This is a genomic window from Caballeronia sp. GACF4 (assembly GCF_023631025.1).
In the GTDB taxonomy this organism is placed as follows: domain Bacteria; phylum Pseudomonadota; class Gammaproteobacteria; order Burkholderiales; family Burkholderiaceae; genus Caballeronia.
Genome location: NZ_JALQDW010000026.1, coordinates 187137 through 213632 on the forward strand (window position 1 = coordinate 187137; position 26496 = coordinate 213632).

The 26496-nt window shown below is 62.1% G+C and carries 24 protein-coding genes; 10 read left to right on the forward strand and 14 right to left on the reverse strand.

Going from position 1 to position 26496, the window contains the following annotated elements:
- Positions 1 to 74: 74 nt before the first annotated feature.
- From NCR40_RS24750 to NCR40_RS24770, 5 genes are all read right to left on the reverse strand, one after another.
- A complete protein-coding gene (locus NCR40_RS24750) occupies positions 75 to 1676 on the reverse strand; it encodes a histidine kinase famiy protein (RefSeq protein ID WP_250494479.1) in 1602 nt (533 codons plus the stop codon).
- A gap of 282 nt (positions 1677 to 1958) precedes the next feature.
- Positions 1959 to 2150: a hypothetical protein gene (locus NCR40_RS24755; RefSeq protein WP_250510957.1), complete on the reverse strand. Its 192-nt coding sequence runs from the start codon at positions 2148 to 2150 to the stop codon at positions 1959 to 1961.
- Between the two features lie 481 nt (positions 2151 to 2631).
- A complete protein-coding gene (locus NCR40_RS24760; RefSeq protein WP_250510958.1) occupies positions 2632 to 3432 on the reverse strand; it encodes a class I SAM-dependent methyltransferase in 801 nt (266 codons plus the stop codon).
- Positions 3433 to 3509: 77 nt separating this feature from the next.
- Positions 3510 to 4001 (reverse strand): polyhydroxyalkanoate granule-associated phasin, encoded by a 492-nt coding sequence (locus tag NCR40_RS24765; RefSeq protein WP_250469213.1) that lies wholly within the window; start codon positions 3999 to 4001, stop codon positions 3510 to 3512.
- A gap of 234 nt (positions 4002 to 4235) precedes the next feature.
- Positions 4236 to 5183, reverse strand: a complete 948-nt coding sequence (locus NCR40_RS24770) for a GlxA family transcriptional regulator (protein ID WP_250510959.1) — start codon at positions 5181 to 5183, stop codon at positions 4236 to 4238.
- Positions 5184 to 5452: 269 nt separating this feature from the next.
- Between NCR40_RS24770 and NCR40_RS24775 the strand changes: the two genes are divergently transcribed.
- Entirely contained in the window at positions 5453 to 5995 is a 543-nt protein-coding gene (locus NCR40_RS24775; RefSeq protein ID WP_250510960.1) for a carbonic anhydrase, read from the forward strand.
- An 89-nt stretch (positions 5996 to 6084) separates the two neighbouring features.
- On the opposite strand, the gene NCR40_RS24780 is transcribed toward NCR40_RS24775, so the two are convergent.
- The 6 genes from NCR40_RS24780 to NCR40_RS24800 form a co-directional block, all read right to left on the reverse strand.
- Positions 6085 to 6483, reverse strand: a complete 399-nt coding sequence (locus NCR40_RS24780) for an FKBP-type peptidyl-prolyl cis-trans isomerase (protein ID WP_250510961.1) — start codon at positions 6481 to 6483, stop codon at positions 6085 to 6087.
- Positions 6484 to 6554: 71 nt separating this feature from the next.
- Positions 6555 to 6860 (reverse strand): DUF4148 domain-containing protein, encoded by a 306-nt coding sequence (locus tag NCR40_RS24785; RefSeq protein WP_244830928.1) that lies wholly within the window; start codon positions 6858 to 6860, stop codon positions 6555 to 6557.
- A gap of 67 nt (positions 6861 to 6927) precedes the next feature.
- Positions 6928 to 8463 carry a cryptochrome/photolyase family protein gene (locus NCR40_RS24790; protein WP_250510962.1) on the reverse strand — a complete coding sequence of 512 codons (1536 nt, stop codon included), beginning with the start codon at positions 8461 to 8463 and terminating at the stop codon, positions 6928 to 6930.
- A 152-nt stretch (positions 8464 to 8615) separates the two neighbouring features.
- Positions 8616 to 8741, reverse strand: coding sequence for a hypothetical protein (locus tag NCR40_RS31360; protein WP_255784860.1), 126 nt, complete (start codon positions 8739 to 8741; stop codon positions 8616 to 8618).
- 22 nt (positions 8742 to 8763) lie between these two features.
- Positions 8764 to 9762, reverse strand: a complete 999-nt coding sequence (gene cydB / locus NCR40_RS24795; protein ID WP_250494486.1) for a cytochrome d ubiquinol oxidase subunit II — start codon at positions 9760 to 9762, stop codon at positions 8764 to 8766.
- A 34-nt stretch (positions 9763 to 9796) separates the two neighbouring features.
- Positions 9797 to 11188 (reverse strand): cytochrome ubiquinol oxidase subunit I, encoded by a 1392-nt coding sequence (locus NCR40_RS24800; RefSeq protein ID WP_250510963.1) that lies wholly within the window; start codon positions 11186 to 11188, stop codon positions 9797 to 9799.
- A gap of 429 nt (positions 11189 to 11617) precedes the next feature.
- On the opposite strand from NCR40_RS24800, the gene NCR40_RS24805 reads away from it, so the two are divergent.
- The gene (locus tag NCR40_RS24805) at positions 11618 to 12976 is read left to right on the forward strand and encodes an LLM class flavin-dependent oxidoreductase (RefSeq protein ID WP_250510964.1); all 1359 of its coding nucleotides are present in this window, start codon (positions 11618 to 11620) and stop codon (positions 12974 to 12976) included.
- A gap of 113 nt (positions 12977 to 13089) precedes the next feature.
- A complete protein-coding gene (locus tag NCR40_RS24810; protein WP_250510965.1) occupies positions 13090 to 14430 on the forward strand; it encodes an LLM class flavin-dependent oxidoreductase in 1341 nt (446 codons plus the stop codon).
- A gap of 70 nt (positions 14431 to 14500) precedes the next feature.
- Here the strand turns inward: NCR40_RS24810 and NCR40_RS24815 are convergent, their stop codons facing one another.
- Positions 14501 to 15328, reverse strand: coding sequence for a MetQ/NlpA family lipoprotein (locus NCR40_RS24815; protein WP_250494489.1), 828 nt, complete (start codon positions 15326 to 15328; stop codon positions 14501 to 14503).
- Between the two features lie 227 nt (positions 15329 to 15555).
- Between NCR40_RS24815 and NCR40_RS24820 the strand changes: the two genes are divergently transcribed.
- The 6 genes from NCR40_RS24820 (at position 15556) to NCR40_RS24845 (ending at position 21361) form a co-directional block, all read left to right on the forward strand.
- Positions 15556 to 15816: a hypothetical protein gene (locus NCR40_RS24820; RefSeq protein WP_244830921.1), complete on the forward strand. Its 261-nt coding sequence runs from the start codon at positions 15556 to 15558 to the stop codon at positions 15814 to 15816.
- Between the two features lie 116 nt (positions 15817 to 15932).
- Positions 15933 to 17270 (forward strand): LLM class flavin-dependent oxidoreductase, encoded by a 1338-nt coding sequence (locus tag NCR40_RS24825; RefSeq protein WP_250510966.1) that lies wholly within the window; start codon positions 15933 to 15935, stop codon positions 17268 to 17270.
- 206 nt (positions 17271 to 17476) lie between these two features.
- Entirely contained in the window at positions 17477 to 18445 is a 969-nt protein-coding gene (locus NCR40_RS24830) for a sulfonate ABC transporter substrate-binding protein (RefSeq protein WP_250494491.1), read from the forward strand.
- Positions 18446 to 18606: 161 nt separating this feature from the next.
- Positions 18607 to 19755 (forward strand): FMNH2-dependent alkanesulfonate monooxygenase, encoded by a 1149-nt coding sequence (gene ssuD, locus NCR40_RS24835; RefSeq protein WP_250510967.1) that lies wholly within the window; start codon positions 18607 to 18609, stop codon positions 19753 to 19755.
- 8 nt (positions 19756 to 19763) lie between these two features.
- The gene (gene ssuC, locus NCR40_RS24840; RefSeq protein ID WP_250510968.1) at positions 19764 to 20567 is read left to right on the forward strand and encodes an aliphatic sulfonate ABC transporter permease SsuC; all 804 of its coding nucleotides are present in this window, start codon (positions 19764 to 19766) and stop codon (positions 20565 to 20567) included.
- The gene (locus NCR40_RS24845; RefSeq protein WP_250510969.1) at positions 20564 to 21361 is read left to right on the forward strand and encodes an ATP-binding cassette domain-containing protein; all 798 of its coding nucleotides are present in this window, start codon (positions 20564 to 20566) and stop codon (positions 21359 to 21361) included. The genes ssuC and NCR40_RS24845 overlap by 4 nt, the downstream gene beginning before the upstream one ends.
- A 215-nt stretch (positions 21362 to 21576) precedes the next feature.
- Here NCR40_RS24845 and NCR40_RS24850 read toward each other — a convergent pair whose 3' ends face one another.
- Positions 21577 to 23184, reverse strand: coding sequence for a rhodanese-like domain-containing protein (locus NCR40_RS24850; protein WP_250510970.1), 1608 nt, complete (start codon positions 23182 to 23184; stop codon positions 21577 to 21579).
- 194 nt (positions 23185 to 23378) lie between these two features.
- Here NCR40_RS24850 and NCR40_RS24855 point away from each other — a divergent pair, with 194 nt between their 5' ends.
- Complete coding sequence (locus NCR40_RS24855; protein ID WP_250494494.1) at positions 23379 to 24824, forward strand: NAD(P)-binding domain-containing protein; 1446 nt, start codon at positions 23379 to 23381, stop codon at positions 24822 to 24824.
- Positions 24825 to 24862: 38 nt separating this feature from the next.
- Here the strand turns inward: NCR40_RS24855 and NCR40_RS24860 are convergent, their stop codons facing one another.
- A complete protein-coding gene (locus NCR40_RS24860) occupies positions 24863 to 26494 on the reverse strand; it encodes a rhodanese-like domain-containing protein (RefSeq protein ID WP_250510971.1) in 1632 nt (543 codons plus the stop codon).
- Positions 26495 to 26496 lie beyond the last annotated feature (2 nt).

Sequence of the window (26496 nt, forward strand, 5' to 3'; positions counted from 1 at the left end):
GACGTGAGCGTCGCATCTGAAGTGGGAGAGGGTCGTGCAGGATCGAACGGTTTTAGCGGATTGGCACGGCGCCGTTATCGCCAGCGCGGGTCGTCCAGCACCAGGCGTACTTCGCGTGCAAGATCGGCCTGACGATAAGGCTTGTGGATGACCTTGAAGCGCACGCCATTTGCATCGGCGATATCCTCGATGGTTTCGGCGTAGCCCGTCGCCACCAGTACACGCAGTTCGGGCTTCAGACGCTTGGCTTCGCGCGCGAGTCCCGCGCCGGTCAAGGCACCCGGCATCACGAAGTCCGTGAAGAGCAAATCGAATGCTTCGTCGGATGCGAGAATGGCCAGCGCGTCCGCTGCGTTGAGCGCGAGCTTCGTCGAATAGCCCATTTCGTCGAGCATGGCTTGCGCGACTTCGCCCACGTCGCGCCGGTCATCCACGATCAGTACTTTCTCGGTTCCTCTTTGGCTGATCACGTGCGAGGTGTCTTGCGACGCCTCCTCGGCCACATCCACCGAGGGGAAATAGAACGTGAGCGTCGAGCCGACGCCGTAGTCGGACGATATGGTGAGCGCGCCGCCTGTCTGACGCGCGAACGAAGCCACCATGCTCAAGCCAAGCCCCGTGCCCTTGCCACGGCCCTTGGTGGTAAAGAACGGCGTCAGCACCTTGCCGGCGACTTCCGGCGTCATGCCCGTGCCGTTGTCGGTGATGGATAGCGTGACGTAGCGTCCTTCGGGTAGATCGACGAGGCCTGTTGAATTGGCCTTCGTCAGTTCGAAGTTATCCGTGCGCAGGAGCACTTGCGCGTCGGTTTGGCCGCTCAATGCGTCGCGCGCATTCAGGATGATATTGAGCATGGCCATTTCGAGTTGCCCGACGTCCAGTTGGCAATTGCGCAAGTCACTGGCAAATTCCGTGCGGATTGAAATGGTGTCGCCGAGCGTGTGACGCGCGAGTTCCAGCAAGTCGTCGCAGATGCCGTTCAGGTTCACCGTGCGCCCGACCAGCACCTGCTTGCGCGCGAACAACAGCATTTGCTGCGTGAGCGACGACGCCGTTTTGACCGCGCCGCGAATCTTGGCGATGTTCTTCAGGATGGTTTCGTCGCGTGCATCGGTCTTGACGCTGAGGTCGAGCAGATCGACATAACCGACCATGACTTGCAGCAGGTTATTGAAATCGTGCGCCACGCCGCCGGCCAGTTGACCGAGCGCTTCCATTTTCCGCGCCTGATGCAGACCTTCTTCGGCTTCGTGCCTGCGGCTCACATCGACCTGGGATGCGAAGAAGTAAACGAGTTCGTTCTCTTCGGTGAAGATGGGCGCAATGAAAAGCTCGTTCCAGAATGTCGTCTTGTCCTTTCGGTAATTCAGGATTTCGGCGGCAAACTCTCTGCCTTCCTTCAGCGCGACGCGGAGATCGGCAAGCGCCGTCAGGTCGGTGTCCGGACCTTGCAGAAACCTGCAATTGCGGCCGTAGATCTCGGCGTCGGTGTAACCCGTGAGCTTGCGAAAGGCATCGTTGGCAAAAATGATAGGGTAGTCGGGAAGGCGTGCGTCCGCCACCAGCATGGGCGTGCGCGTGGTGGTGGCGGCCGCGAAGAACAGATCGTCCCGGCGCGGGTCGAGTCCCCGGTTTTGTTCGACGAAAGGTCGTGGGCCATGTATGGGTGAGTGCATGATCGCTGCTCGCAGAACGTTTCCGCAGACACGCAGTTTGCGCGCTCTGCGCCGGCTGCGAGGGATTATTTGCACGAGCTGGTTGAGCACCGGGGGCGAATGATGGTTCGATACGCCATCGAAGCCTCACCGCCACGAAGACAAAGCTGCCGCCAAGCGGTTTGCGCTCGATTTTCGGCTTGGTCCGGTGCATTACGCTTGGCAACGCTCAAGGCCGCACAATTCGCGACATCGAGTGCCCGCGTTTCAATGAGCGCCTCTCGTGCTCTACCACGTCGTATTTTAGGTAGCCGGCTTGTCTGCCTGATCCTTGTCCTCCGGGCTGTCCGCGACATCCAGATCGTCGAGCACCGAGTCGATCTTCTCACTGTCGCCGTTATCCAGTTTTTCCTGGACTTCGTCGTCAGTCAGCGAATCGGTTTTATCGGCGGGGTGCTGCTCTGCATTACCCGAAGGCATGGGTTTGTAGTTCATGTCGTCCCTTGATTCCAGTTGAAGGTCTGTTGCAAGCGCAATGGCAAGGCGCCCGAGGTATTCGGCATAAGCCAAAAAGCACCCGCGACGGGCCTGCCACGGGCGGCGCGCAATGGCGGGTCTGTCGACTCTCTGCCCGGCGAAATCACCGCGTCAGGAGACATCCCCTGACCACGACCCTCGGTGATCCTTAACAATCAGCATGAATCGTTCCGAATGTCAAAAAAGGCGGTCTTGATGGGGAACGCGTTGGACTTGCGGTAGGGCTTGCGTGGCTTGCAGGCCAAGCGGTAGACGAGCGAGGGAGGTTCGTTCGATTGCCAGCGCGGACTGCGACAGCACCCGTGGAGACGCGCACAGGAAGTATCGGTAGACGGAGGATGGTTTGCCTGGGAAGGCGTTTGGAACTGGCAAACGACTCAGGTGTCGAGTCATGCGCCCCGCGACTTGCACGCCGAAGCGAAGCGAAAGTGAAATAATCCTACCGACCCAGCGTCACATGCACCAGACACGGCAGATACTTTTCGCTGCCCGGATGCATGCGGATCAAGTTGTCCGCGAGCCTCGGCCAGCCACGCGGCGCGCGGTATTCGAGCAAGCTCACCGATTCGATGCCCGGTGACCACGCGCGCAGACAAGCTTCGATGTCGTTGGTATCGATGCCCCACGGCATTGGCGGTAAGCGATAGTACGGCGTTTTCATCACACCCCACATGGTCAGCGACGAAAACCATTGCGGTATGACATCGAAGATCATCTGGGCTTTGGGAAAGCGCGCGGCGATATCGTTGAACAGGCGCTTCACCGCCGCCGGGTCGAGGTACATCAGCAAGCCTTGAGCGACGACCAGCACATCGCCGTCCGAATCGATCTCTTTTGCCCACAGCGGATCGAGCGCGCTCGCCGCAATGTGACGAAAGCGCTTAGATGGCTGCAAAAAATTCTCTCGAAACGCGATGGCAGCAGGAAGGTCGATGGTGAGCCACTTCATGCGGCCATTATCGACACGGTGTGCCTGAGTTTCAAGGCCTTCGCCCAGCGAAGCGACAACGCCATTCGGATGATCTTCGAGCCAGCGCAAGACCAGATGATCGATTTCGGCGGCGCGTGCCGCGAACGAGCCGTCCGGGACACCGAAGCGTCCCGCGAAGTCGTAATCGATCGCAGCGCAGATTCTGGAACTCTCGGGATCGGACAACACGGGGTTCGGCCGTCTGGCCTCGCACGCGCGGTCATACAGCGTCCACAGCATCGTTTCCGATACGCCCTGAAGGTTCACCACGATATCTGCCTTCGCTTCGCCGCTTTTCGACTGGCGCGCGGCGGCACGTCGGCGCCGTAGCGGGACAGTCGCGGTGCTCACAAGGCACCTAGCCGTTTGGCATTGGCTGTCGCGCGGTCGTGAATGGGAGCAAGCGTTTCCTGGATCACGTGCGTGGCCGAATTGGCCAGACGCAGCGGATTGATCGGCGCATTATTGACGACGCCAAGCAAAACGGCCTGCCGCTCCAGCCATTGTGACGCAGTCTGGCTGGATGCCAGCGCGATAGTCGCGGAAGAGGCTTCCCAGATGAGCCGCGTCGTGTCGGCGGCGAGCGTGATGGCGAGGCTGAGACAGCCGGAGCCGAGCGCTTGCAACGCTTCCGTCGCGGCTTCTTTCTTTTCGGTGCTCATCAGGCTGAATTCGGTTTGATCGCGCTCGCTCGGCAACGGTCCCGCCATTGCCATGCGGACCGTGCGATGTCCCACTACCTGCGAGGTCGCGCGGAACATTTCGCTTGCGTCGGAGAGCGTTTCGAGCCAGCTGGTCGAGAGGTCGCGGAGGGGGGAAGCGGACGTAGATGCGGCCATGTAGGCGCTCCTTTGATAGTGGAAACTAGGCGGATGGCCTACTGACGATTGTCGATTGTCGACTGCAACTTGACGATGCGAGCGCGGCTAGTGGAACCGCGAGCAATGCACAGGCCCATGATAGGCCGATAAATGTTGCGACGCAACATATAAGCACATGTCGCTGCTATTAGTCGAGCAATGCGTTGCCTACATGAAAAGAACGGTCATTCATAAGCGACGATCAGCTAGTTTTCAACGCAGTTCACTGCGTGCGTTCCTGCGCAGCACATCGGCGGGTACGCCAAAGGTCCGCAAGAACGCGCGACGCATGCGTTCGCGGTCGGCGAAGCCGGTTTCATCGGCGACCACGTTGATCGTGTGACGCCCTTGCTCGATCATGAATCTCGCGGCTTCCAGCCGAATCTGTTCAACGGCCTTGGCCGGCGACCGACCCGTTTCGGCCATGAACGCTCGGCTGAATTGCCTCGGGCTAAGGTTCGCCACCGCCGCGAGTTCCTCGACCGTGAGTGGATTGCGCAGATTGCGGCGAATGTGCGCGACGACCAACTCGATACGATCGGACCTAGGCGTCATCTCGAGCAACGCGGAATGCTGCTTCTGCCCGCCGAGCCGACGCTGATGCATTACGAGAAGCCGGGCGACGAGCTTCGCGGCATCCGGGCCGAGGTCATTGTCGATCAGCGCCAGAATGAGATCGATGCCGGCGGTCATGCCGGCCGAGGTCCAGACCGGGCCATCGTTGATGAAGATCCGGTCCTCGTCCGTCGTCACGTCCGGAAAACGCGCCCTGAATTCGGGTGCATGCGCCCAGTGCATGGTCGCGCGCCGTCCGTCCAACAGTCCCGCTTCGGCGAGCACGAAAGCGCCGCTGCAAATGGAAGCAATCCGTCTCGATGCCCTGGCCGCCGCTTGCACGAACGCGATCAGATTCGCATCGAATGAAGGCATTTTGAGTTCGGTGATCGAACCGACGATGACAGTGTCGAAAGCCGGGTCGTCGAAAGCCTCGGTCGAAAGCGTCATGCCTCCCGACGACTCGATCAAGCCACCGTGTTCGGACAACAGACGAATGTCGTAGTACGGGCCGGTCGGCGGAAGGTTCGCCAGTTCGAACGCCGTCAAGGCCGCAAGACTCATCATCTGAAACCTTTGCGGCACGATGAAACCGATCCGATGCATGGTTAGCCCCGCCGTGTGATGTCCTGAATGGTGGCAACTACGACATGGATCGTAACGGCGCGGAACGTTAAGGTACAAGCGATTTCCGCATCCGCTCGCATCGAGTGAGACGACGAACATTGCGTCGCAAATCGCCCGGGCCGCAGCCGAGCAGATAGTGGCGATCCTTTAAAGCCGCGAAGGCATGGTCTAAAAGTATTGTCTCGAGCGGGCGCCGCGCACCGAATACAACCATCGGGCTATTTGCCCTGATCGCCAGGAGAAAGGACATGGACTTCAACCAACTCATCGCGGAACGTAACGCGCACTTCGTTCAAACGCGGTTCGAGCCTCAACTGAAGATGCTGCCGTCGCTGGGGACGATTGTCGTTGGCTGTGTGGATCCGCGTGTCGATCCTGCCGCCGTGCTTGGGCTGGAACAAGGCGAAGCGGCGGTGATTCGCAACGTGGGCGGGCGTCTCAATCGATCATTGCTCGAAACGCTGGCCGTGCTGAGCGTCGTGGCGCGTGCGGCCGGACGCCCGAATGGCGGGCGCAACCTCGTGCTGCTTCAGCATACGGATTGCGGAATCATCGGATGCCATCGGCATGCGCCTGCGCTGCTTGCGCAGTATCTCGACGTCGAGCCTTCCGCGCTCGATGCCCTTGCCATTACCGAGCCCTACCAGGCAGTCGCGCTGGACGTCGCGGCGCTCAAGGCCAATACGACGTTGCCGGATGATCTAGTGGTGTCGGGTTTGGTCTATGACGTAAAGACCGGTCGTGTCGAAACGGTTGTTCCGCCGGCGCCGTTGCGTGAAGCGGCTGCCTGATTGACCGGTGCCGCGAGCGCCCTGGCATGCTGCCTTGCCGGACAACTTCCGGGCAAGGCAGCATGTCTTTAAGCGATTTTGGTAACGGCTTACTTTCCGATTCCAAGCAAATCGATCTCGAACGTGAGATCGCTGTTCGGCGGAATCGAGCCTATACCGCGTTCGCCGTAAGCGGTCGCTGCCGGGCACGTCAGCTTGGCCTTGCCGCCGACTTTCATCTTCTGCACGCCTTGCGTCCAGCAGGGAATCACGCGACCGAGCGGGAAGCTGGCCGGGCCGCCGTGCTTGTCCGACGCGTCGAATTCGGTACCGTTCGCGAGCGTGCCGCGATAGTTCACGCGCACGACGTCGTCGGCGGTAGGTTGCGGTCCCGTTCCTTGCTTGATGTGTTCGACGACGACACCCGACGGCAACTTGTCGACCGGGTTTGCAGCGAATGCAGTCGATGCAAGAGTCGAAGCAGCAAGCAAAGCAATGACGAATTTCATGCGAGATCCTCGTTTGTCAAAACCTGATTATATCGGGCGCGTTCCCTCGTCCCGAGTCGGCACGCGGCGTTTCAGCTTGGCGGCATCGGCTGACATTCCACTTGATACCAACGATCCACCTGACGTTGCGCCGCTTGCAGATCGTCGGGGTAATACGGATCGAAAAACATGGACGGGTGATAGCCCGCCGTTTCCAGCGCCGCCAATTCGCTGCGATTACGCTCGGATGTGATCGGCGCATTGTTCTTGAGCGCGGTCAGATCGCGGCACTGTGCAGGGCTAAGATGCGTCGTGCCGTTCTGCATGCTGGTGGCGCAACCGGTGAGCAGGATGGCCGTCGCGCAAATCAGAGGCCGGAATCTCGGCAAGTGCTTCATGTCATGTCTCCAGTGAAGTCCAGTTCTCAAGCGCTGCGTGCCAGCCAACGTTACACCGTGCGGGCCATCATAGCGAATCCAGATTCGCCTTCAGCGCACGCGCTTTCGTGGCTATGGCCGCGCGTTCTTCATCGGGCATCCGGCTCAACTGCTTATAGATCATCGTAAGCCGATGATTACGCCCGAGCGTCGCCTCGTTGCGCGCGAGAAAGTCCCAGTAGAGCGCGTTGAAGGGACAAGCGTCTTCTCCGTTGCGGCCTTTTCTGTCGTATGCGCAGCCTTTACAGTAGTCGCTCATGCGGTCGATGTACGCGGCGCTCGAAACATAAGGTTTGCTCGCCATCAAGCCGCCGTCGGCAAACTGGCTCATGCCTAGCGTGTTGGGTAACTCGACCCATTCGAAGGCATCGATATAAACGCCGAGATACCACGCACAGACTTCGGGGACGGAGAGACCCGCGAGCAACGCAAAATTGCCGATGATCATCAGCCGTTGAATATGATGCGCGTGCGCCTCTTCGAGCGACTGGCCGACCGCATGCTTCAGGCAACGCATGCGAGTGTCGCCGGACCAGAACCACTGCGGCAGCGCGCGCTTGTGACGGAACACGTTCTTGCTTGCGTAGCGCGGCATCTGCGCCCAGTACACGCCGCGAATGTATTCGCGCCAGCCGATGATCTGCCGAATGAAGCCTTCCACCGAAGGCAATTCGGCACGGTGCGCGCGATACGCCTCTTCAGCCGCTTCGACCACTTCGCGCGGGTTGAGCATCTTCGTGTTGAGCGCGAACGAAAGCTGCGAGTGGAAGAGACGCGGCTCGTGCGTGCTCATTGCGTCCTGCCATGCGCCGAAGTTCGGCAAGGCTTCCTCGATGAAGCGCGCGAGATGCTGGAGCGCTTCTGCACGATCGAGCGGCCAGCGAATACGCGCGGCCTGCGGATTGCCGAAGCTGTTCACGCCTGCGGCGACGATATCGCGCCATAGCTTCGAATGGTCATGTACCGGCCGAGGGTCTTCGGGCGGCGGCGGTTCGCCATGCCATGCGCGGCGATTGTCGTGATCGTAATTCCACTGGCCGCCTGCTGGCCGATGCTCCGTTTCCATCAGCACGCCATGCTGGGTACGCATATGCCGATAGAACCGCTCCATCAGCCATTGTCCCTTGCCGTGGGTGTCGAAGAACTGCTTCGTTTCGTGGCGCCCGGTGAAGAAGTGTTCGCTGTCGACCATTTGCGTGGCGATCGGCAGCGCCTTCGCATACGCGTCGAGCTGATGATCGAGCCGCCATTCGTCGGGTGCCTGATACTCGAAGCGATCGATTGCCTGCGACGCAATCAACGCGTCGAGATTCGCGGGAACGGAGTGCTCGTTGGCCGTATCGTCGATCTTCAGATAGTGAACGCGATGTCCAGCCTCACGCAAACCGTCCGCGAAACGGCGCATCGCCGCGAAGATGGCGATGATCTTTTGCGCGTGATGCAGCACGTAATCCGTCTCCTGACGCACCTCCATCATGACGTAATGCACGGTGGCGTCGGGCTCGACGAACCAGCTATGCGCGGGGTTCAACTGATCGCCGAGAATCAGGCGCAAGGTAGTCATGGCGATGGCGTGGAGATTTTGGCGGCAATCTCCTCATGCCAGCAATCCAGACGCCCGGCGTGCGTCGCAGCCCGGATTGCCGCTTTGGCAACGCGAATACGCCTGCGTGTGGACGTTTTGTCGAGTCTCTTTGCGCGAGAACGTCGCCTCGGTCAATGCCCCATCGCCTTGACGGCCAGATAGTGGAACGGGTAAGTAATGAGCGCGGTACCCGCCACACCCACGCACCAGAGCAGCACGAACCAGAGAAAGCGGCGGAGTGCCGGGCTCGGTTTCATAAGCGTCATCCTCCGCGCGAGATTAGTGATAAGCCGAGCCGGGCTTCACTTTGCCCCGGAACACCCAGTAGCCCACCGTCGTATAAGCCAGAATGATCGGAATGATGATGACCGCACCCACGAGCGTGAACGCCTGACTCGTCTCCGGCGATGCCGCCTCCCATAAGGTCACGCTGCCCGGCAACGCATAAGGCCACACGCTCAAGAGCAGCCCGATATATCCCAGGAACACGAGCAGCAGCGCGATAGCGAGCGGACCGGCCTCTGACTCGCGCTCGATCGCGAAGTACATGGCGACCGCCGTCAGCACCACCGCGACCGGCACCAGATACAGCCAGAGATGAAACGACGAATGAAACCAGCGTTCGGCGATGCGCGCATCGGTGAGCGGCGTCCACACGGATATGACCGCGATGAACGCAAGCAGCACGGCCGTGAGCGGAAGGATGAGCGCGCGCATGCGTCGTTGCAGATCGCCATCCGTCTTGAGGACGAGATAACCCGCGCCCAGCAGCGCATAAGTGCATGTGAGACCAAGCCCTGTGAGAAACGGAAAAGGTGCGATCCAGAAGAACGGGTCGCCCGAGAATGCGTTCTGGCTCACGGGTATGCCGTGCAGATAGGCACCCAATATCACGCCCTGAAAAAAGCTCGCGCCAGCCGAGCCGCAGATGAAGAACAGGTTCCAGATATTTTTCGTGCGCGTTGCCTTGGCGCGCACTTCGAAGCTCACGCCCCGAAAGATCAGACACACCAGCATGAAGATGATCGGCAGGTAAAGCCCCGACAGCGCGATCGAATACGCAAGCGGAAAGGCCGCGAACAACGCGGCGCCGCCGAGCACGAGCCAGGTTTCGTTGCCGTCCCATATCGGCGCGATGCTGTGCATCATCAGGTCGCGTTCGGCATCGTCGGGAAAGAACGGGAAGATCATGCCGACGCCGAGGTCGAAGCCATCGAGCGCCACGTAGATGAAGATGCCTGCGGCGATGATCGCCGCCCAAACGATTGTCAGATCCATGTCGTCACCTCACGTGATTTGGCCTGCCGCACGGTTAGCGCGAGACGGCGGAGAAGGGGCGGCGGCCCGTGGCTTCGGTGGGATCGCGCGTGGCGTCGGCAGGCAGCGGCGGCGTTCCTTGCGGTCCCTGGCCGATCATGCGGAAGATGTAGTAGAGCCCGATGCCGAAGACGAGGCAATACACCAGCACGAACAGCAGCAGGGAAAGCCCGGCGGAAGCCTGGGTGATGGGCGAGACTGCATCGGAGGTACGCAACACGCCATAGACCACCCAGGGCTGGCGGCCCGCTTCCGTCGTGATCCATCCGGCGAGCAGCGAGATGAAACCAGTCGGGCCCATCAGGACGGCGGTCCACTGGAACCAGCGCGCTTCGAATAAGCGTCCGCCGCGTCTGAGCAGATTACCCGTCACGGCGACGAGAATCATCAGCATGCCGAGACCGGCCATCACGCGGAAGGTCCAGAAGATCAGCGACGAATTCGGCCGGTCCGCTTTGGGAAAGTCCTTGAGCCCGCGAATCTCGCCATCCCAGCTATGCGTGAGAATCAAGCTGCAGAGATGCGGGATCTGGATCGCATGACGCGTGACTTCCGCGTTCATATCGGGAAAGCCGATGAGATTGAGCGCCGTGCCGCCTTTCTCGGTTTGCCAAAGGCCTTCTATCGCCGCGATCTTCGCAGGCTGATAGCGCCGCGTGTTGAGACCGTGCTGGTCGCCCACGAGCGCCTGAACCGGCGCGAGCACTAGCAGCAGCCAGAGCGCCATCGACACCATGGTTCGCGTTTCCGCGTCGCGCCTGCCGCGCAGCAGATGCCATGCGCCCGTTGCCAGAACCACGAGCGCGGCGACGATGAACGCCGCAAGCGTCATATGCGCGAGCCGATAGGGAAACGACGGGTTGAACACGATGGCGAACCAGTCGACCGGAACCACGTGTCCGTTCTCGATCCTGAAGCCTTGCGGCGTCTGCATCCAGCTATTGGACGAGAGAATCCAGAACGTGGAGATCAGCGTGCCGATCGCCACCATGATCGTCGCGCCGAAATGCGCTTTCGGGCCGACCTTCTCCCAGCCGAACAGCATGATGCCGAGAAAGCCCGCTTCGAGAAAGAAGGCGGTCATGACTTCATAGGTGAGCAAGGGACCGGTGATGGGTCCGGCAAAGCGTGCGAAGCCCGACCAGTTGGTGCCGAACTCATAGGCCATGACCACGCCCGACACCACGCCCATGCCGAAGCCCACGGCGAAGATGCGCGACCAGTAGAGACAAAGCACCTTGTAATGCGGCTTGCCGGTCTTGAGATAGCAGCCTTCGAGCACGGCGATGAAACTCGCAAGCCCGATGCTCAATGCCGGAAAGATGATGTGAAACGAGACCGTGAAGGCGAACTGAAGGCGCGAAAGGTCGAGAGCGTCGAGATTCATCGGAGCATCCACCAAGGCTGCGCGCTAGCCCGGCGGACCTTGGCGCGGTTCATCGAACCGTGATCCGCGCATGGCGAATCACGGGCCACGTCATCGGGCCGGGGCGTTCGCTTCTTGGAAACGCCTGACGGGCCGGTGTCAATCTGACGACATCATGGCTTCTGCAAACACCTTCGGCATTTATACGTATGTATAGCGAAAGGGCGACATGCCGCTGGCGCGCGGGCGGGAAGACAAATAGCGTGCGAATCTGAAATGCGCGGGTTCGTCGGAGCAAGACGGCGCGCCAGCCTCATGGGTGCCGCTTATAGATGCATCCACGCTTTGCATATTCTTCCGACGGTAATAAGCGCATGACGATACGGCCTTTCTCCAAGCGCGATCAAATGACTAGACTCGAAGGTTTTCACGCGTCCAGCCAAGTCGATTATGCCTCGCCAGATCCGGTTCAATGCCTTCATGATGAGTTGCGTGGGGCATCTCGCGCCCGGTCAGTGGACAGCGCCTGCAGACGATTCAGTCGGCTATCTCGACACCCGCTATTGGGTCGAGCTTGCAAAGGTGCTGGAAGAGGGCTGTTTCGACGGCCTCTTTCTCGGCGATGTCACCGGCATCTACGATGTCTACGGCAACAGTCCCGCCGCCGCGTTGCGCACCGCCGCCCAGGTGCCGATGAACGACCCCGTGCCGCTGATTCCCTTGATGGCGCACGCGACCAAGCACCTGGGCTTCGGCGTGACGGTATCGGTGGCTTATGAAGCGCCGTATCTGCTGGCGCGGCGCTTCACCACGCTCGATCAGTTGAGCCGGGGACGCGTCGCATGGAACGTGGTGACGTCGTATCTGCAAAGCGGCGCGTTGAGTCTCGGGCAGACGGAACTGCGCGCCCATGACGAACGCTACGATCGCGCCGATGAGTTTCTCGAAGTCTGCTACAAACTTTGGGAAGGAAGCTGGCAAGAAGGCGCATTGCTGCGCGATGCCGAACGCGGCATCTACGCCGACCCCGCGCGCGTGCGCAAGATCACACACAAGGGCCGCTACTTCGAAAGCGAGGGTATTTTCCAGTGCGAGCCTTCGCCGCAGCGCACGCCGCTTCTGTTCCAGGCGGGCGGATCGACGCGCGGCACGGCATTCGCGGCCAAGCATGCGGAATGCATCTTTCTCGGCGCGCCCACGCGCAATGGCTTGCGCAAGTCGGCGCAGTCCATCCGCACCGCGCTCACGGAAGCGGGCCGCGCACCGGACAGCGCATTGCTGTTCGCCATGCTGACCGTGATCGTCGATGAAACCGCCGAACGCGCGCAGGCACGCTATGCCGCGTATCAGGCGCGCGCGAGTTACGAAGGTGCGCTGGCGTTGTTATCCGGCTGGACGGGCATCGATCTTTCGCGCTATAAGCCCGACGATACCCTCGCTTACGTCGATACCGATGCCGGCCAGTCCGCACTTGCATCGTTCAGCAAGCTGGACCCGGAACGCGTGTGGACCGTGCGCGATGCGGTGGAGTTCGTGACGATCGGCGGACGCGGCGCGGTCGTGGTCGGCGATGCGGCTCAGGTTGCCGACGAATTGCAGGCGCTCGTGGAAGAAACGGATATCGACGGCTTCAATCTCGCGTGGGTAGAGTCGCCGCGCACGTTCCACGATATCGTCCAATATCTCGTGCCCGAATTGCAAAGGCGCGGTGCGTACAAGACCGAATATGCAGAAGGCACCCTGCGCGAGAAGCTGTTTGGCAACGGCGCCTATCTGCAAGCGCCGCACGTTGGCGCGAGCTATCGATAAATGCCGCTAGTCCCTTAGCGCCCCAGCGAATATGAATCCACGAAATCGTTCGTGGCGCGGCACCTGGTTCGCATCGGACAATCGAAGGTCCGACTTTTCCCGGAGTGTCACCCATGAGCGGCGAAGCCCCGCGCCAGTTGCATCTGAACATCAATGCGCTTCATTCCGGCTTCGTGCCTTCCGCATGGCGTCTGGCCGACGCCGATCCGCGCGCCTTCGTCGATATCGATCATTACGTGCGTCTCGCGCAGATCGCGGAGCGTGGCTGTCTCGACGCGATCTTCCTCGCCGATAGCGCCGCGATCACCGACCAACTCGACATGCGCCCGATCACGGCGCTCGAACCCACGCTGCTGCTCGCGAGCGTCGCGGCCGCGACGAAGCATATCGGGCTGATCGCGACGGCATCCACGAGTTACAACGAGCCGTTCAACCTTGCGCGGCGCTTCGCCACGCTCGATCTGATCAGCGGCGGCCGCGCGGGCTGGAACATGGTAACGACGGCCGATCTGCCTTCGGCACGCAACTTCGGGCTGGAAGCCGTCCCGGATCACGCCGAACGCTATGCGCGTGCGGAAGAGTTCGCCACGCTCGTGAAGACGTTGTGGAATAGCTGGGAGGACGATGCGCTCGTTGCCGACAAAGGGACCGGCCAGTTCGTCGATCTCGGCAAGCTGCATCCCGCCGCGCATCGCGGACGCTTCTTCGCGGTGCAAGGCGCGCTCAATCTGCCGCGCTCGAAGCAAGGGCATCCGGTGCTCGTGCAGGCGGGCGCATCCGGCGACGGGCGCGATCTCGCGGCGCGTCATGCGGAAGCGGTGTTCTCGGCGTCGCAATCATTCGACGAATCGAAGGCGTATCGCGAGGATCTGAACGTGCGTGCGGCGCGCTACGGACGCGGGCCGCATGCGGTGAAAGTGCTCGCGGGTCTCACGACGATCATCGGCGCGACGCAGGCCGAAGCCATCCGCCGTCGCGATGAACTCGTCGATCTCATTCCATGGCGCTACAGCCTGAACCGGATTGCCGGCACGCTCGGCATTCCGGCCGATTCGCTCTCGCTCGACGAGCATCTTCCCGAGAATCTCACGCTGCCCAACAACGGCAACGGTAATCACACGTTCTTCCACGCGACCATCGCGCAGGCGCGCGCGCATGGCTATACGGTGCGCGAACTCATCCGCGCGTTGGCGGGCGGCGGGGGGCATCGCGTGATCGTCGGCACGCCCGAACAGGTTGCCGAGGACATCGCGCACTGGTTCGAAGACGGCGCCGCCGATGGCTTCAACCTCATGCCCGACGCGTTGCCGGGCGGGCTCGAAGCCTTCGTCGATGGCGTCGTGCCCATTCTGCAAAAGCGCGGAATCTTCCGGCGCGCTTACGAAGGGACTACCTTGCGCGGGCATCTCGGGCTCGATGTGCCGGCGGGCTATCGAGTGGAAGAGGCGGTTTAGGCGAGTTAGACAGCGCTCAGACGATCGACGCCCGGTCATGCCGGGCGTCGTCGCTTACATCACACGCGCATTACTTCTGCGGCGCGCCGTCCCATGCCGGCAAGGTCGCACCGTGATACACCTTCAGGATCGTCGCGGCGACGTTGGCCTGCTGATAACTCGTCTGCAGCGTCTTGACCCACGGCGCCTGCGCATCTTTCGCGTTCACCGCCAGAAAGTTGCGATACGGATTGCCCGGCACTTTCTCCTGCGCAATGCGTTCCTGCGGAATCTGGATGCCCGCTTTGATGGCCCAGTCGGTGTTCACCACGGCAGCGTCCACGTCGCCGATCGCGCGGCCGACGATACCCGCATCGAGTTCCTTGATCTGGACATGCTTCGGATTGTCGGCAATGTCACGCGCCGTCGGCAGCAACCCGACGTTGTCGCGCAGCTTGATGACGCCATTCGCCTGCAGCAGCAAGAGCGCACGGCCTTCATTGCTCGGATCATTCGGCACGGCGATGGTTGCGTTCTGCGGCAGCGCGGCGACCGACTTCACCTTGCGCGAATAAAGCCCGATAGGCTGCACGTAAGTGAAGCCGACCGGCACGATGTCGTAATGGCGCGCCTGAATCTGCGCATCGAGATAAGGCTTGTGCTGGAACGAGTTGGCGTCGAGATCGTGTTGCGCGAGCGCTTCGTTCGGCTGGGTGTAATCCGCGAAAGTGGTGACCTTCACCGTCAGGCCCTGTTTGGCTGCGTTGGCCGCCACCGTGCGCCAGACATCCTCGTCCTCGCCCGACATGATGCCCACGCGCACCGTCTGATTTGCCGCGAACGACGGTGCGGCGCTCATCACGCCGCATGCAAGCAGCAGGGAAAACAGCGCGGTTTTTATTGGCGACTTTATTTTCATGGGGCAAAAGCTGATAAGTTGGGAGAGACGTGATGCTAGAGGCGGCAGCGCCTCGCGACAAATAATATCGAGCGCTATCGATATAGCGCCTTTTCGTTTGCCGTGACGGGCGGTTTGAGCGCTATATAAGGCATGCAGGCGGTGTATTGCTTTGCAGAAAACCTTGTTTGTGAAAGCGTTGCGGGCGGCCTAGATTTGATTCATTCACCATCTGAAGGGGATGAGCCATGCCGCAGTTCCTGTCGCACTATCTCCAAGCCATCTACGCGCCCGCCGGACGCATGCGTGAGCGCTGGCAATTGCGGTCGCTGGAACGTGCGCGCGCCGCATGCGGCTGCAATGCCACGAGCGTAATCGAGCTGCCCGACGACGAAAGCACGCGCGCCGACCGGCTCGAACACATCGCGCTCTATGCGCGCGCGGGCTACTTCAACATGGGCTATACGGTCGATCTATTTCAGTCGCCCGCCGATCTTCCGCCGCACTGAATCCGCATCCGCATCGACGCGCCACGATTCCGGCGCGTCGGTTCATCGTCGATCCAAGCAACGTTTGCATGCCTGAAGTAACGTAAGCGCCGACCTGGACTCGAACCGATTTTCACATGACCCTTTCCCGACAACTCCATCTCGGCGCATTCATGCGGCCGGTGAGCCTGCATACCGGCGCGTGGCGTTTTCCCGGCGCGTATGCGGATGCCAACTTCAATTTCCGCCATCTCAAGCAGTTCGTGCAGAAGCTTGAGAGCGCCTGTTTCGACGCATTCTTCATGGCCGACCACCTCGCCGTGCTCAACATGCCCGTGGACGCGCTCAAACGCAGCCACACCGCGACATCCTTCGAGCCGTTCACGCTGCTTTCCGCGCTGGCTTCGGTGACGGAGAAGATCGGGCTGGTCGCGACGGCATCGACGACATTCGACGAGCCGTATCACATCGCGCGGCGCTTTGCCTCGCTCGATCACTTGAGCGACGGACGCGCCGGATGGAACCTCGTGACCACGTCGAACCCGGATGCCGCATTGAACTTCGGCCGCGAGGATCACATGGAGCACGACGAGCGCTATCGCCGCGCGCGCGAGTTCTATGATGTCGTCACGGGCCTGTGGGACAGCTGGGCCGACGACGCGTTCGTGCGCGACACCGAAAGCGGCCTCTTCTTCGATCCCGCCAAACTTCACGTGCTCGGTCACAAGGGCGAATATCTGTCGGTGCGCGGCCCGTTGAATATCGCGCGGCCGGTGCAAGGCTGGCCGATCGTCGTGCAGGCCGGATCATCGGAAGCGGGCAAGCAGCTTGCGGCCGAAACCGCCGACGCGGTCTTCACCTCGCAACCGAATCTGGCCGCGGGCAAGCGCTTTTTTGCGGATGTAAAGAGCCGGCTCGATGCACTCGGCCGCCCGCGCGAGCACCTGAAGATTCTTCCCGGCGCGTTCGTCGTGGTGGGCGACTCGCGCGAGGAAGCACGCGAGAAGCGCGCATTGCTCGATACCTTCGTGCATTACGAAAGCGGTATCGCTTCGCTTTCCATCGCGCTCGGTCACGATGTCTCCTCGTTCGATCCCGATGGTCCCTTGCCCGAGATTCCCGAGACCAATGCGAGCAAGAGCGCGCGCGAACGCGTGGTCGAAATGGCGCGCACGGAAGGGCTGGCCATCCGGCAACTGGCGCAACGCGCGGGCGGCTTTTCGGGCTTGCAGATGATCGGCACGGCAACCGATATCGCCGATGAAATGGAGCAGTGGCTCGCCGAGGAAGGCAGCGACGGCTTCAACGTGATGTTCCCGTATCTGCCCGCGGGTCTCGACGATTTCGTCGACAAGGTGGTGCCGGAATTGCAGCGGCGTGGCATTTTCCGGCGCGCGTATGAAGGCAACACGTTGCGCGAGCACTTCGGTTTGCCAAGACCCGGCAACCGCTTTTTCCCCGCGAATAACGCATAAGCTTATTCGCACACACGCATCCACCGCCTTATATGCGCCGTGCGCCTAGCCGCGTCACGGCGTATTCATTTGCAAATGACATTTGCTTGGTTCCGCTTTTGGCGCGCGTCTCGCATAGTAGGGATTGATGGCTATAGACGTCTTTTCTGAAGACGCTCTGGCGCCTGTCTGCTTCGGCTTTACGACCCTATCCCAAGGAACTCCGCATGTCCGATCGTTCTCTCTCGCTGTCGCGCCGGCGTGCGCTCGCGCAACTGGCCGCCGTCAGCGCAGGCGCCTTCGCGTCGAGCCGCCTCTTTGCCGCCGATGCAGGCAAGACCTTGCGCATCGGCTATCAGAAGTACGGCAACTTCGTGGTGTTGAAGGCACGCGGCACGCTCGACAAGCGGCTTGCGGCGCAAGGCGTCACCGTGCAATGGCTCGAATTTCCCGCTGGTCCGCAATTGCTCGAAGGGCTCAACGCGGGCGCGGTGGATATCGGCACCGTCGGTGAAACGCCGCCGATCTTCGCGCAAGCCGCGGGTGTCGATTTCGTCTATGTCGGCAACGAGCCATCCGCGCCGCGCGCCGAAGCCATCGTCGTGCCGAAGGATTCGCCCATTCGAACGGTGGCCGAGCTGCGCGGCAAGAAAGTCGTGCTGAACAAAGGCTCCAACGTTCACTATCTGCTCGTGGAAGCGCTCAAGAAAGCGGGTTTGGCCTACACGGATATCCAGCCCATCTATCTCGCCCCCGCCGATGCACGCGCCGCCTTCGTGCAAGGCAGCGTCGATGCATGGGCGATCTGGGACCCGTATCTCGCCGCCGCCGAGAAGCAGGCGAACGCACGTCAAATCACCGATGGCACGAACCTCGTGCGCAACATCCAGTACTACCTCGCCACGCGCAAGTTCGCGACCGCGCAACCGCAACTCGTGCGCGCCGTGCTCGAAGAACTGGATCTGGTCGATCGCTGGGCGCGCGACAACATCCCTGCCGTCGCCACGCAACTCGCGCCCCTCGTCGGTCTCGATGCGGGCATTCTCGAAGTCGCGCTGAAACGGACGGCTTACGGCGTGCAGAGCGTCGCGCCTGCAACGCTCGAATATCAGCAGCAGATCGCCGACGTATTCAGCAACCTCAAGCTCATTCCGAAGAAGCTCGACGTCACCGAAGCGCGCTGGAACGTCGCGTAATTCTCAGTAGATTCGGGTTAGCAGTTTCGCGCACATTCTTAGCGTGAATCGATGGTTGGGCAAGCGTTGCCGCGTCGCTAGACTGACCCGAGCGCCGGGCTGTTTCTCGTAGCCGCATGCCCGTCTTCACGACACAACGAATTCGAAAGGCAGACCTCCCGATGAATGTTTTCTGGTTCATTCCAACTCATGGCGACAGTCGTTATCTCGGCACGTCGCAAGGCGCGCGTGCCGCTAATTACGACTACTTCCGCCAGATCGCGGTCGCCGCCGACACGCTCGGCTACGAAGGCGTGCTCTTGCCGACGGGCCGTTCTTGCGAGGACGCCTGGGTCGTGGCTTCAAGCCTGATTCCCGCCACCAAGCGCCTCAAGTTTCTCGTCGCGATCCGGCCGGGCTTGAGTACGCCGGGGCTCTCGGCGCGCATGGCATCGACGTTCGACCGGCTTTCCAACGGGCGCTTGCTTATCAACGTGGTGACGGGCGGCGACCCGACCGAACTCGCGGGCGATGGCGTCTTCGAAAGCCACGACACGCGCTATGAAATCACCGACGAGTTCCTGAGCATCTGGCGCGGTCTGCTCGAAAAGTCTCACGACAGCGGCAGTATCGATTTCGACGGCAAGCATCTGCGTTCGCAAGGCGGCAAGGTGCTGTATCCGCCGGTGCAGAAGGCGCATCCGCCGCTATGGTTCGGTGGGTCGTCGCCGGCTGCGCACGAGATTGCGGCCAAGCATATCGACACTTATCTCACGTGGGGCGAGCCGCCCGCCGAAGTCGAGAAGAAGCTTGCGGACATCCGCAAGCGCGCTGCCGCCGAAGGCCGCAGCATCAAGTTCGGCATTCGCCTTCATGTGATCGTGCGTGAAACCGAAAAGGAAGCCTGGGCCGACGCGGACCGCCTCATCAGCAAGCTCGACGATGAAACCATTCAGCGCGCGCAAGCGTCGTTCGCGAAAATGGATTCGGAAGGACAGCGCCGCATGGCCGCGTTGCATGGCGGTAGTCGCGATAAGCTCGAGGTGTATCCGCATTTGTGGGCGGGCGTCGGCCTCGTGCGCGGCGGCGCGGGCACGGCGCTCGTCGGCAATCCGGAACAGGTCGCCGGTCTCATGAAGCAGTACGCGGAACTCGGTATCGATACCTTCATTCTTTCGGGCTATCCGCATCTGGAAGAGTCGTATCGGTTCGCCGAACTCGTGTTCCCGCTCTTGCCGCGCCAGCAAAAAGAAGCGGTGAACGGGCCGCTCTCGGGGCCGTTCGGCGAAGTGATCGGCACGTCCGAACTGCCGAAGGTCGCGCAAAGCTGAGTATCGTCATGGCAAATCAATCTGCTCGATCGGCTTTGGGCGGCATCGGTGCAAAGGCGCTGCCCTGGATCGTGCCGCTGCTGATTCTCGTTGCATGGGAAGCGGCGGCGCGCACGGGCGGTCTCTCTTCGCGCGTGCTGCCCGAACCGCTCGCCGTGGTGAAGGCGGCGTGGGCGCTCATCTTGTCCGGCGACATGTGGGCCAACGTGAAGGTCAGTGCGTGGCGTGCACTGGCGGGCTTTGCGATGGGCGGCGCCACCGGCTTCGTGCTCGGCCTGGCCACGGGGCTTTTCAAGCCTGCGGAAGTCGCGCTCGATTCGACTGTGCAGATGATCCGCAACATCCCTGCACTCGCGATGATTCCGTTGCTGATCCTGTGGTTCGGCATTGGCGAGGAAGCGAAACTCGTGCTGGTTGCGCTCGGCGTGTTCTTTCCCATCTACGTGAACACGTATCACGGCATTCGTTCGGTGGATCGCGATCTCATTGAGATGGCGCGCAGCTACGGGCTGTCGGGCATGGCGTTGTATCGGCATGTGATCTTGCCGGGCGCGTTGCCTTCCATACTCGTCGGCGTGCGCTTCGCATTCGGGCTGATGTGGGTAATGCTGATCGTCGCCGAGACCATTTCGGCGCAATCGGGCATTGGCTATATGACGATGAACGCCCGCGAATTTTTGCAGACCGATGTGGTGCTCGTCGGCATTCTGCTCTACGCGCTGCTCGGCAAGCTCGCCGACATGGCGGCAAGGGCCATCGAGCGCGTCACGCTACGCTGGCATCCGGCTTATCAGACCAAGGCGCGCACATGAGCACGGTGAATCCCACTCTCGAACGTGGCGTTATCGCGCGTCATGCTCCTCGTCCAGGCTCGGTCGTGCGTGCGACGGAGGGCGATCTCGCGGTATCGCTGCAAGGCGTGGAGAAGCGTTTCGACGAGCGCACGGTGTTGTCGAAGCTCGATTTTTCGATCGAGCGCGGCAGTTTCGTGTCGATCGTCGGACGCAGCGGCTGCGGCAAGTCCACGCTGCTGCGGCTGATCGCCGGCCTCGAAGCGACCACGGCTGGCGTGCTGCAACGCCGGGCCGCTACGCCGGATGCCGAGTTGCAGGTTCGCATCATGTTTCAGGACGCGCGTCTTTTGCCGTGGAAGAGCGTGCTCGACAACGTGATGCTCGGTCTGCCGCGTTCGGCGCGTGACGAAGCCCGCGCGACGCTTGCCGAAGTGGGCCTTTCCGAGCGCGAACGCGACTGGCCTTCGCAGTTGTCGGGCGGTCAGCGGCAACGCGTGGCGCTGGCGCGGGCGCTGGTGCATCGGCCGGATTTGCTGCTGCTCGATGAACCGCTCGGTGCGCTCGATGCGTTGACGCGCATCGAAATGCACGGGTTGATCGAACGGCTGTGGCGGGAGCATCGATTCACCGCACTGCTTGTCACGCACGACGTGCAGGAAGCGGTGTCGCTTGGCGACCGCGTGGTGCTGATCGAGGAAGGGCGTATCACGCTGGATACGAAAGTGGCGCTGCCGCGTCCGCGCTCGCGTGCGGCGGAAGGGTTTGCGGAGTTGGAGGAGGAGGTTTTGTCGCGGGTTCTGCGGCGGTCGTGAGGGCTGGGGTTGTACGCTGTTCGGTACTCACGCATGAAAACGTACGAGACGATGTCATGCCAACCTCGGCTCGGGTTCATCGAGCGAACACGAACATGCCCCGCGATCCAAAACCAACGCAGCTTGGAACCCCAACATTGATATAGAACACCGTTCGCGGCCATTGCGCAAAGGCGCGTCGTCATGAGAACCGACCACGCGCCTTTCTCCAGGCATCACACCACGAAGAACCCATGCGTGCCATCGCGCTCCAGTTGCGCGACGAGGCCGTATTCCCAGTCGAGATAAGCCTGCATGGCTTCGCGCGCATTGCCCACGCCTTCATACGGACGGCGATACCGGTCGATGCGTGGCGACGCAAGCCGTGCTTCCCCGCCTTCGGTCTGCAAACCGGCGCGCACCCACGCGGCGTTGCCGCCTTCGAGCACATGCACGGGTTTGTTCGTGAGCGCCGCGATTTCAGCTGCGGCGTAGGGCGCAAGCGCGCTCGTGCCGCATGTGACGACGTAGCGCTTCGCATCGGGAAGGTCGCGCAGATCGTCGTGAGCGGGCGTGATGCGCGAACGCAGAATCCAGTGCGCGCCGACGATATGCGCCTTCACGTAGTTTGCGCTCGGTGCAACGTCGAGCAACACGACGCCGCTCGCGGGATCGTCGAGTAAAGCCGACAATTCCTTCGGCGCGATGGTCGGCACGGGAGCGGGCGCGGGCCGTTCGGGACGCCACGGGCCGCTCTCGGTCAACGCATCGGGGCCGGCTTCATCGACGACATACGCTTCGACGTTCATCTGCGCGAGCCATGAGGCGGTCATGTTGGCGCGCACGCCGTCATCGTCGAAGAGCACGACGCGCGCGCCGCGCACCGGCGCGAACATCTCCGTTTCCTGCACGAGCTGACCGCCCGGCGCGCTCTGAAAACCGGGCGCGTGCGCGGCTTCGTATTCGGTTGGCGTGCGTACATCGAAACGATACGTGGTGCGCGACGTATCGCGCGCCCAGCGCGCGGCTTCATCGAGCGAGGAACGTCGAACGCCTGCACGTTGCGCAAGGGCAAACGCGGCCTGCCGTGACGCTTGCAGATCGCGAGGCGCGCGTCCCCTGTCATCCTCGAAACGGCGCTTGCTGCCGTGTTCCAGCGTCTGCCCCGCGAGCGTCCAGCCGATGGTCCCATTGCGCAGCGCCGCCACCTTGTTCGGCAGCCCTGCATTCACGAGCGATTGCGCGCCTATGATGCTGCGCGTGCGCCCCGCGCAATTCACGACGATACGCGTAGCCGGATCGGGCGCGAGCGCGCGTGCGCGCAGCACGAGTTCCGCGCCGGGCACGCTCACGCTGCCCGGAATGTTCATGGTCTGATATTCGTCGAAGCGGCGTGCGTCGAGCACGACGAGATCGTCGCCGTTCTTTTGCAGCGCGTCGAGCGTTTCAGCGGAAAGCGAAGGCGTGTGACGCTTCGCTTCGACGAACTCGCCGAAGGCCTTGCTCGGCACGTTGACATCGCGAAAGACTTCGCCGCCCGCGCGAATCCAGCCATCGAGACCACCTGCGAGCAGCGCGATGTTCGTGTAGCCGAGCGCGTCGAGCTTGTCGGCGGCGCGCACGGCGAGACCTTCGCCGGCATCGAAGAGAACGATTGGCACATCGCGGCGCGGCAAACGCGCATGCACGTCGAGTTCGAGACCCGTCAACGAAAAATTGGCTGCGAAAAGCGGATGGCTCTGCGCATGCGGATCTTCTTCACGCACGTCGAGCAGCGCGATCTCCTGGCGGGCAAGCAAGCGCTCGCGCACGTCCTCGAAGGTGCGAACGGGATAGGTCTTCATGTCGTGCGGTCTTCCTTCGGTTTTCCAGGCGTTCGAGGCTATCACCGCGCGGGGCGCAAGCGAAATAGCGGATTGGCATAAGGTTATGGGCGCGGTTCGCGGCGTGCTCATTAGAAAAGCACGATTCCTTCGTTTGCACCGCCAATCCGAGGCTCGATACTCGGTATCCCGACAATTCCAGGACGCCCCGCTCCATGACCCAAGCCTTCGATCAGCAAGCACGCGAAACGCTGCGCCTCATCGGTCCCGATCCGGACGACTGGGTCGCGAGCCGCGAGGGCATCGACCATAACGTCGTGATCGTCGGCGGCGGCCAGACGGGCGCGGCATTCGCGTTCGGGCTGCGGCGCGCGGGCATCGGGCGGGTGAGCGTGATCGATGCCGCGCCTGACGATACGCGCGCGGGCGTCTGGCAAACCTATGCGCGGATGAATCGCCTGCGCACGCCGAAAAATCTCGCCGGACCCGAGGCCGGTTTGCCGGGTTTGAGCTTTCAGGCGTGGCACGAGGCGCGGCATGGCGAAGCGTCGTATGCGGATATCGAGCGCATCGGACGCGAGCAATGGGCCGAATACCTCGCGTGGTACCGGCACTTTCTCGCCATTCCCATTCGATACGGCACGACCCTGACGCTGATCGAACCGTTGAGCACGCATTTCCGGCTGCATCTTTCAGTGCGGACCGACGAAGGCACTCAGACGCGCGTAGAAACCGCGCGCAAGGTAATTTTAGGCAATGGCGTCGCGGGCAACGGCCGGCCGAATATCGTGCCGCCGCTCGCCGGTCTGCCCGCCACGCACGTCGCTCACACCACCGACGCGATCGATTTCAACGCGTTGCGCGGCAAGTCGGTGGCGGTGATCGGCTCGGCGGCTTCGGCCTTCGATGCCGCCGCGACCGCGCTCGAATCGGGCGCGGCCACCGTGCATCTGTTCGTGCGGCGTGCGTCGCTGCCTTCGGTGCCCGTGAGCCGCGCGAAGGCATATCCCGGCGCCTACGACAACTTCCCCGCTCTGCCCGATGCCACGCGCTGGAAGCTCGCCCTGCGCTTCAGACGCGCCGGTTCGACCGCGCCCGCCGATGCGATCGATCGCGTCGCGCGCTTCGACAATTTTCATTTGCATCTCGGCGCGCCCTGGCAGCATGCCGAAGCCGCGGGCAAGCAAGTGAAGGCGCAAGTCGGCGACGAAACGTTCTCGTTCGATTTCGTCATCGCCGGCACGGGTTACGCGGTGGACCTGCATGCACGGCCCGAGCTTGCGCGGATAGCCGATCACGTTCTGCTCTGGCGCGATCGATACGACGCTGCCGCCGACGAACGCGACGACGCCCTCGGCGCGCATCCGTATCTTGGAGATGCACTGGAATATCTCGAGAAAACGCCGGGCAGCGCGCCGTTTCTGAAGAACATTCATGTGTTCAATCCGGCGGCATTCGTGAGCCGTGGCGTGCCCGTCGGCGACGTGCCGAGCATGAAGCGCGACATACCGGCCGTGATCCGGCGCATCAGCGAAGATCTGTTTCTCGAAGACCTCGATGTGCACGAAGCGCGCATGCATGGCGACGTGCCCGCCGATTTCGACGCCTCGCGCTACGCGCATCGGCTCCATGAGAAAACGGATGCACAGCCGGCTAGCTGAAGCGCGCGACCCGCTTCGTCATGTAAGGAGAAGCGGCGTCAGACGAGTTCCGCCGCCCGACCGACCTTGAACGCGGCGAGCTCGTCCGGCTCGCATTGCGCAATCAGCCCCGTCTCCCATGCGAGATACGCGCGCGCGGAATCGAGGTTGCCATCATGACGGTCATGCACGAAGAAGAGATAGTCGATGCGCGTCTCTTGCGGCAACTTCACGGCATCGCGATCCACGGGCAAGCCACGTTGCTCCCACGCATCGAGCCCAAACGCGGCGAGTTCGATATTGGCGAAACCTGCTTCGCGCAGATCGGCTGCGACGAGACGCGCCGATGCTTCCGACGCTGCATCGGCAAACAAAACCAGCGGCGTGTCGAGACGCGCATGCAAGGCGGTCAACGTATCGAAGACGCGCGGGCGAACGGTCCAGCGCGCGCCAACCGGCCGGCCGTTCTCATGCGCCGCGCTCGACCGCAGGTCGAGCACGATTGCGTTCGCGGATGGCGCTTCTTCGAGGAGATCGGTTCGATCCAGCGCAGCGGCAGCGGGCGCATGCGTATTCCACTTCGACACGATGGCCACGTCGACGGTCGCCGCTTCGTAGCCCAATTGCACGAGCCAGTGAGCGATGACCGGCGCGCGGATGCCGTCGTAGTCGATCAACAAGAGACGCGCATGACGCACCGCCACGCTCTGATCCGTCGCCTGCACGAGCTGACCGCCCGGCGCATGGGCGGCGAAGGGCAGACCATCGCGCGCGTATTCCTCCGGCGTGCGGACATCGAGCAGATAGGTCGTGCGTGCGGTATCGCGACGCCACTGGTTCGCGTTCGCCTCATCGAGCGCAATCACGCCGAAGCGTCGCGCAAGCGCTTGCGCACGCTCGCGTGCCTTGGCCTCGTCGTGCGCGCTTGCCGCGCTCGGGATGATGTCCGCGTAACTGCGCGTGCTGCCGTGTTCCAGCTCAAGACCGGCGAGCGCCCATCCTTGCGTACCGTTTTCCAGCGCGAAGACATCGCGACGGATGCCGAGATTGCGCAAGGTCTGCGCGCCGATGATGCTGCGCGTGCGCCCCGCGCAATGCACGACGATGGTCGTATCGGGCGAGCCCGCGAAGGCGTCGATATGCGCCGCCAGTTCGCCGTTCGGCACGCACACCGCGCCCGGAATCGCCATCTTGCGATGTTCGTCGCGCGTGCGTGAGTCGATGAGCGAGATCGGACAGCCGCCGCGTTCGGCGCGCCAGCGTTGCAGTTGCGCGGCGCCGACATGCGGCGTGCCGTATTTGTGTTCGACAAGTTCGCCGAAGGTCTTCGACGGCACGTTCACGCCGCGAAAGAGCGTATAGCCCGCTTGCCGCCATGCGGCCGTGCCGCCTTGCAGGATCGCGATATCGCCGTAGCCGAGCCCTTGCAGACGGGCTGCCGCGCGACGCGCCACGGCGTCTTCGTTGGCGCCATCGTCGCATAGCGCGATGCGCACATCGGCGCGCGGCAGGAGGCGCGGCGCATCGAGTTCGAGCCGGCTGAAGGGAAACGGTACGGCGAAAAATGGATGGCCTTCGCCGAACTGACCCGCTTCGCGCACATCGAGCAGCGCGAGTTCGCGGCCGTCGTTGAGCCACTGGCGTAGCGTTTCGGCGTCGATGAAGCGCACGGCGTCAAATGATGAAGGCATGG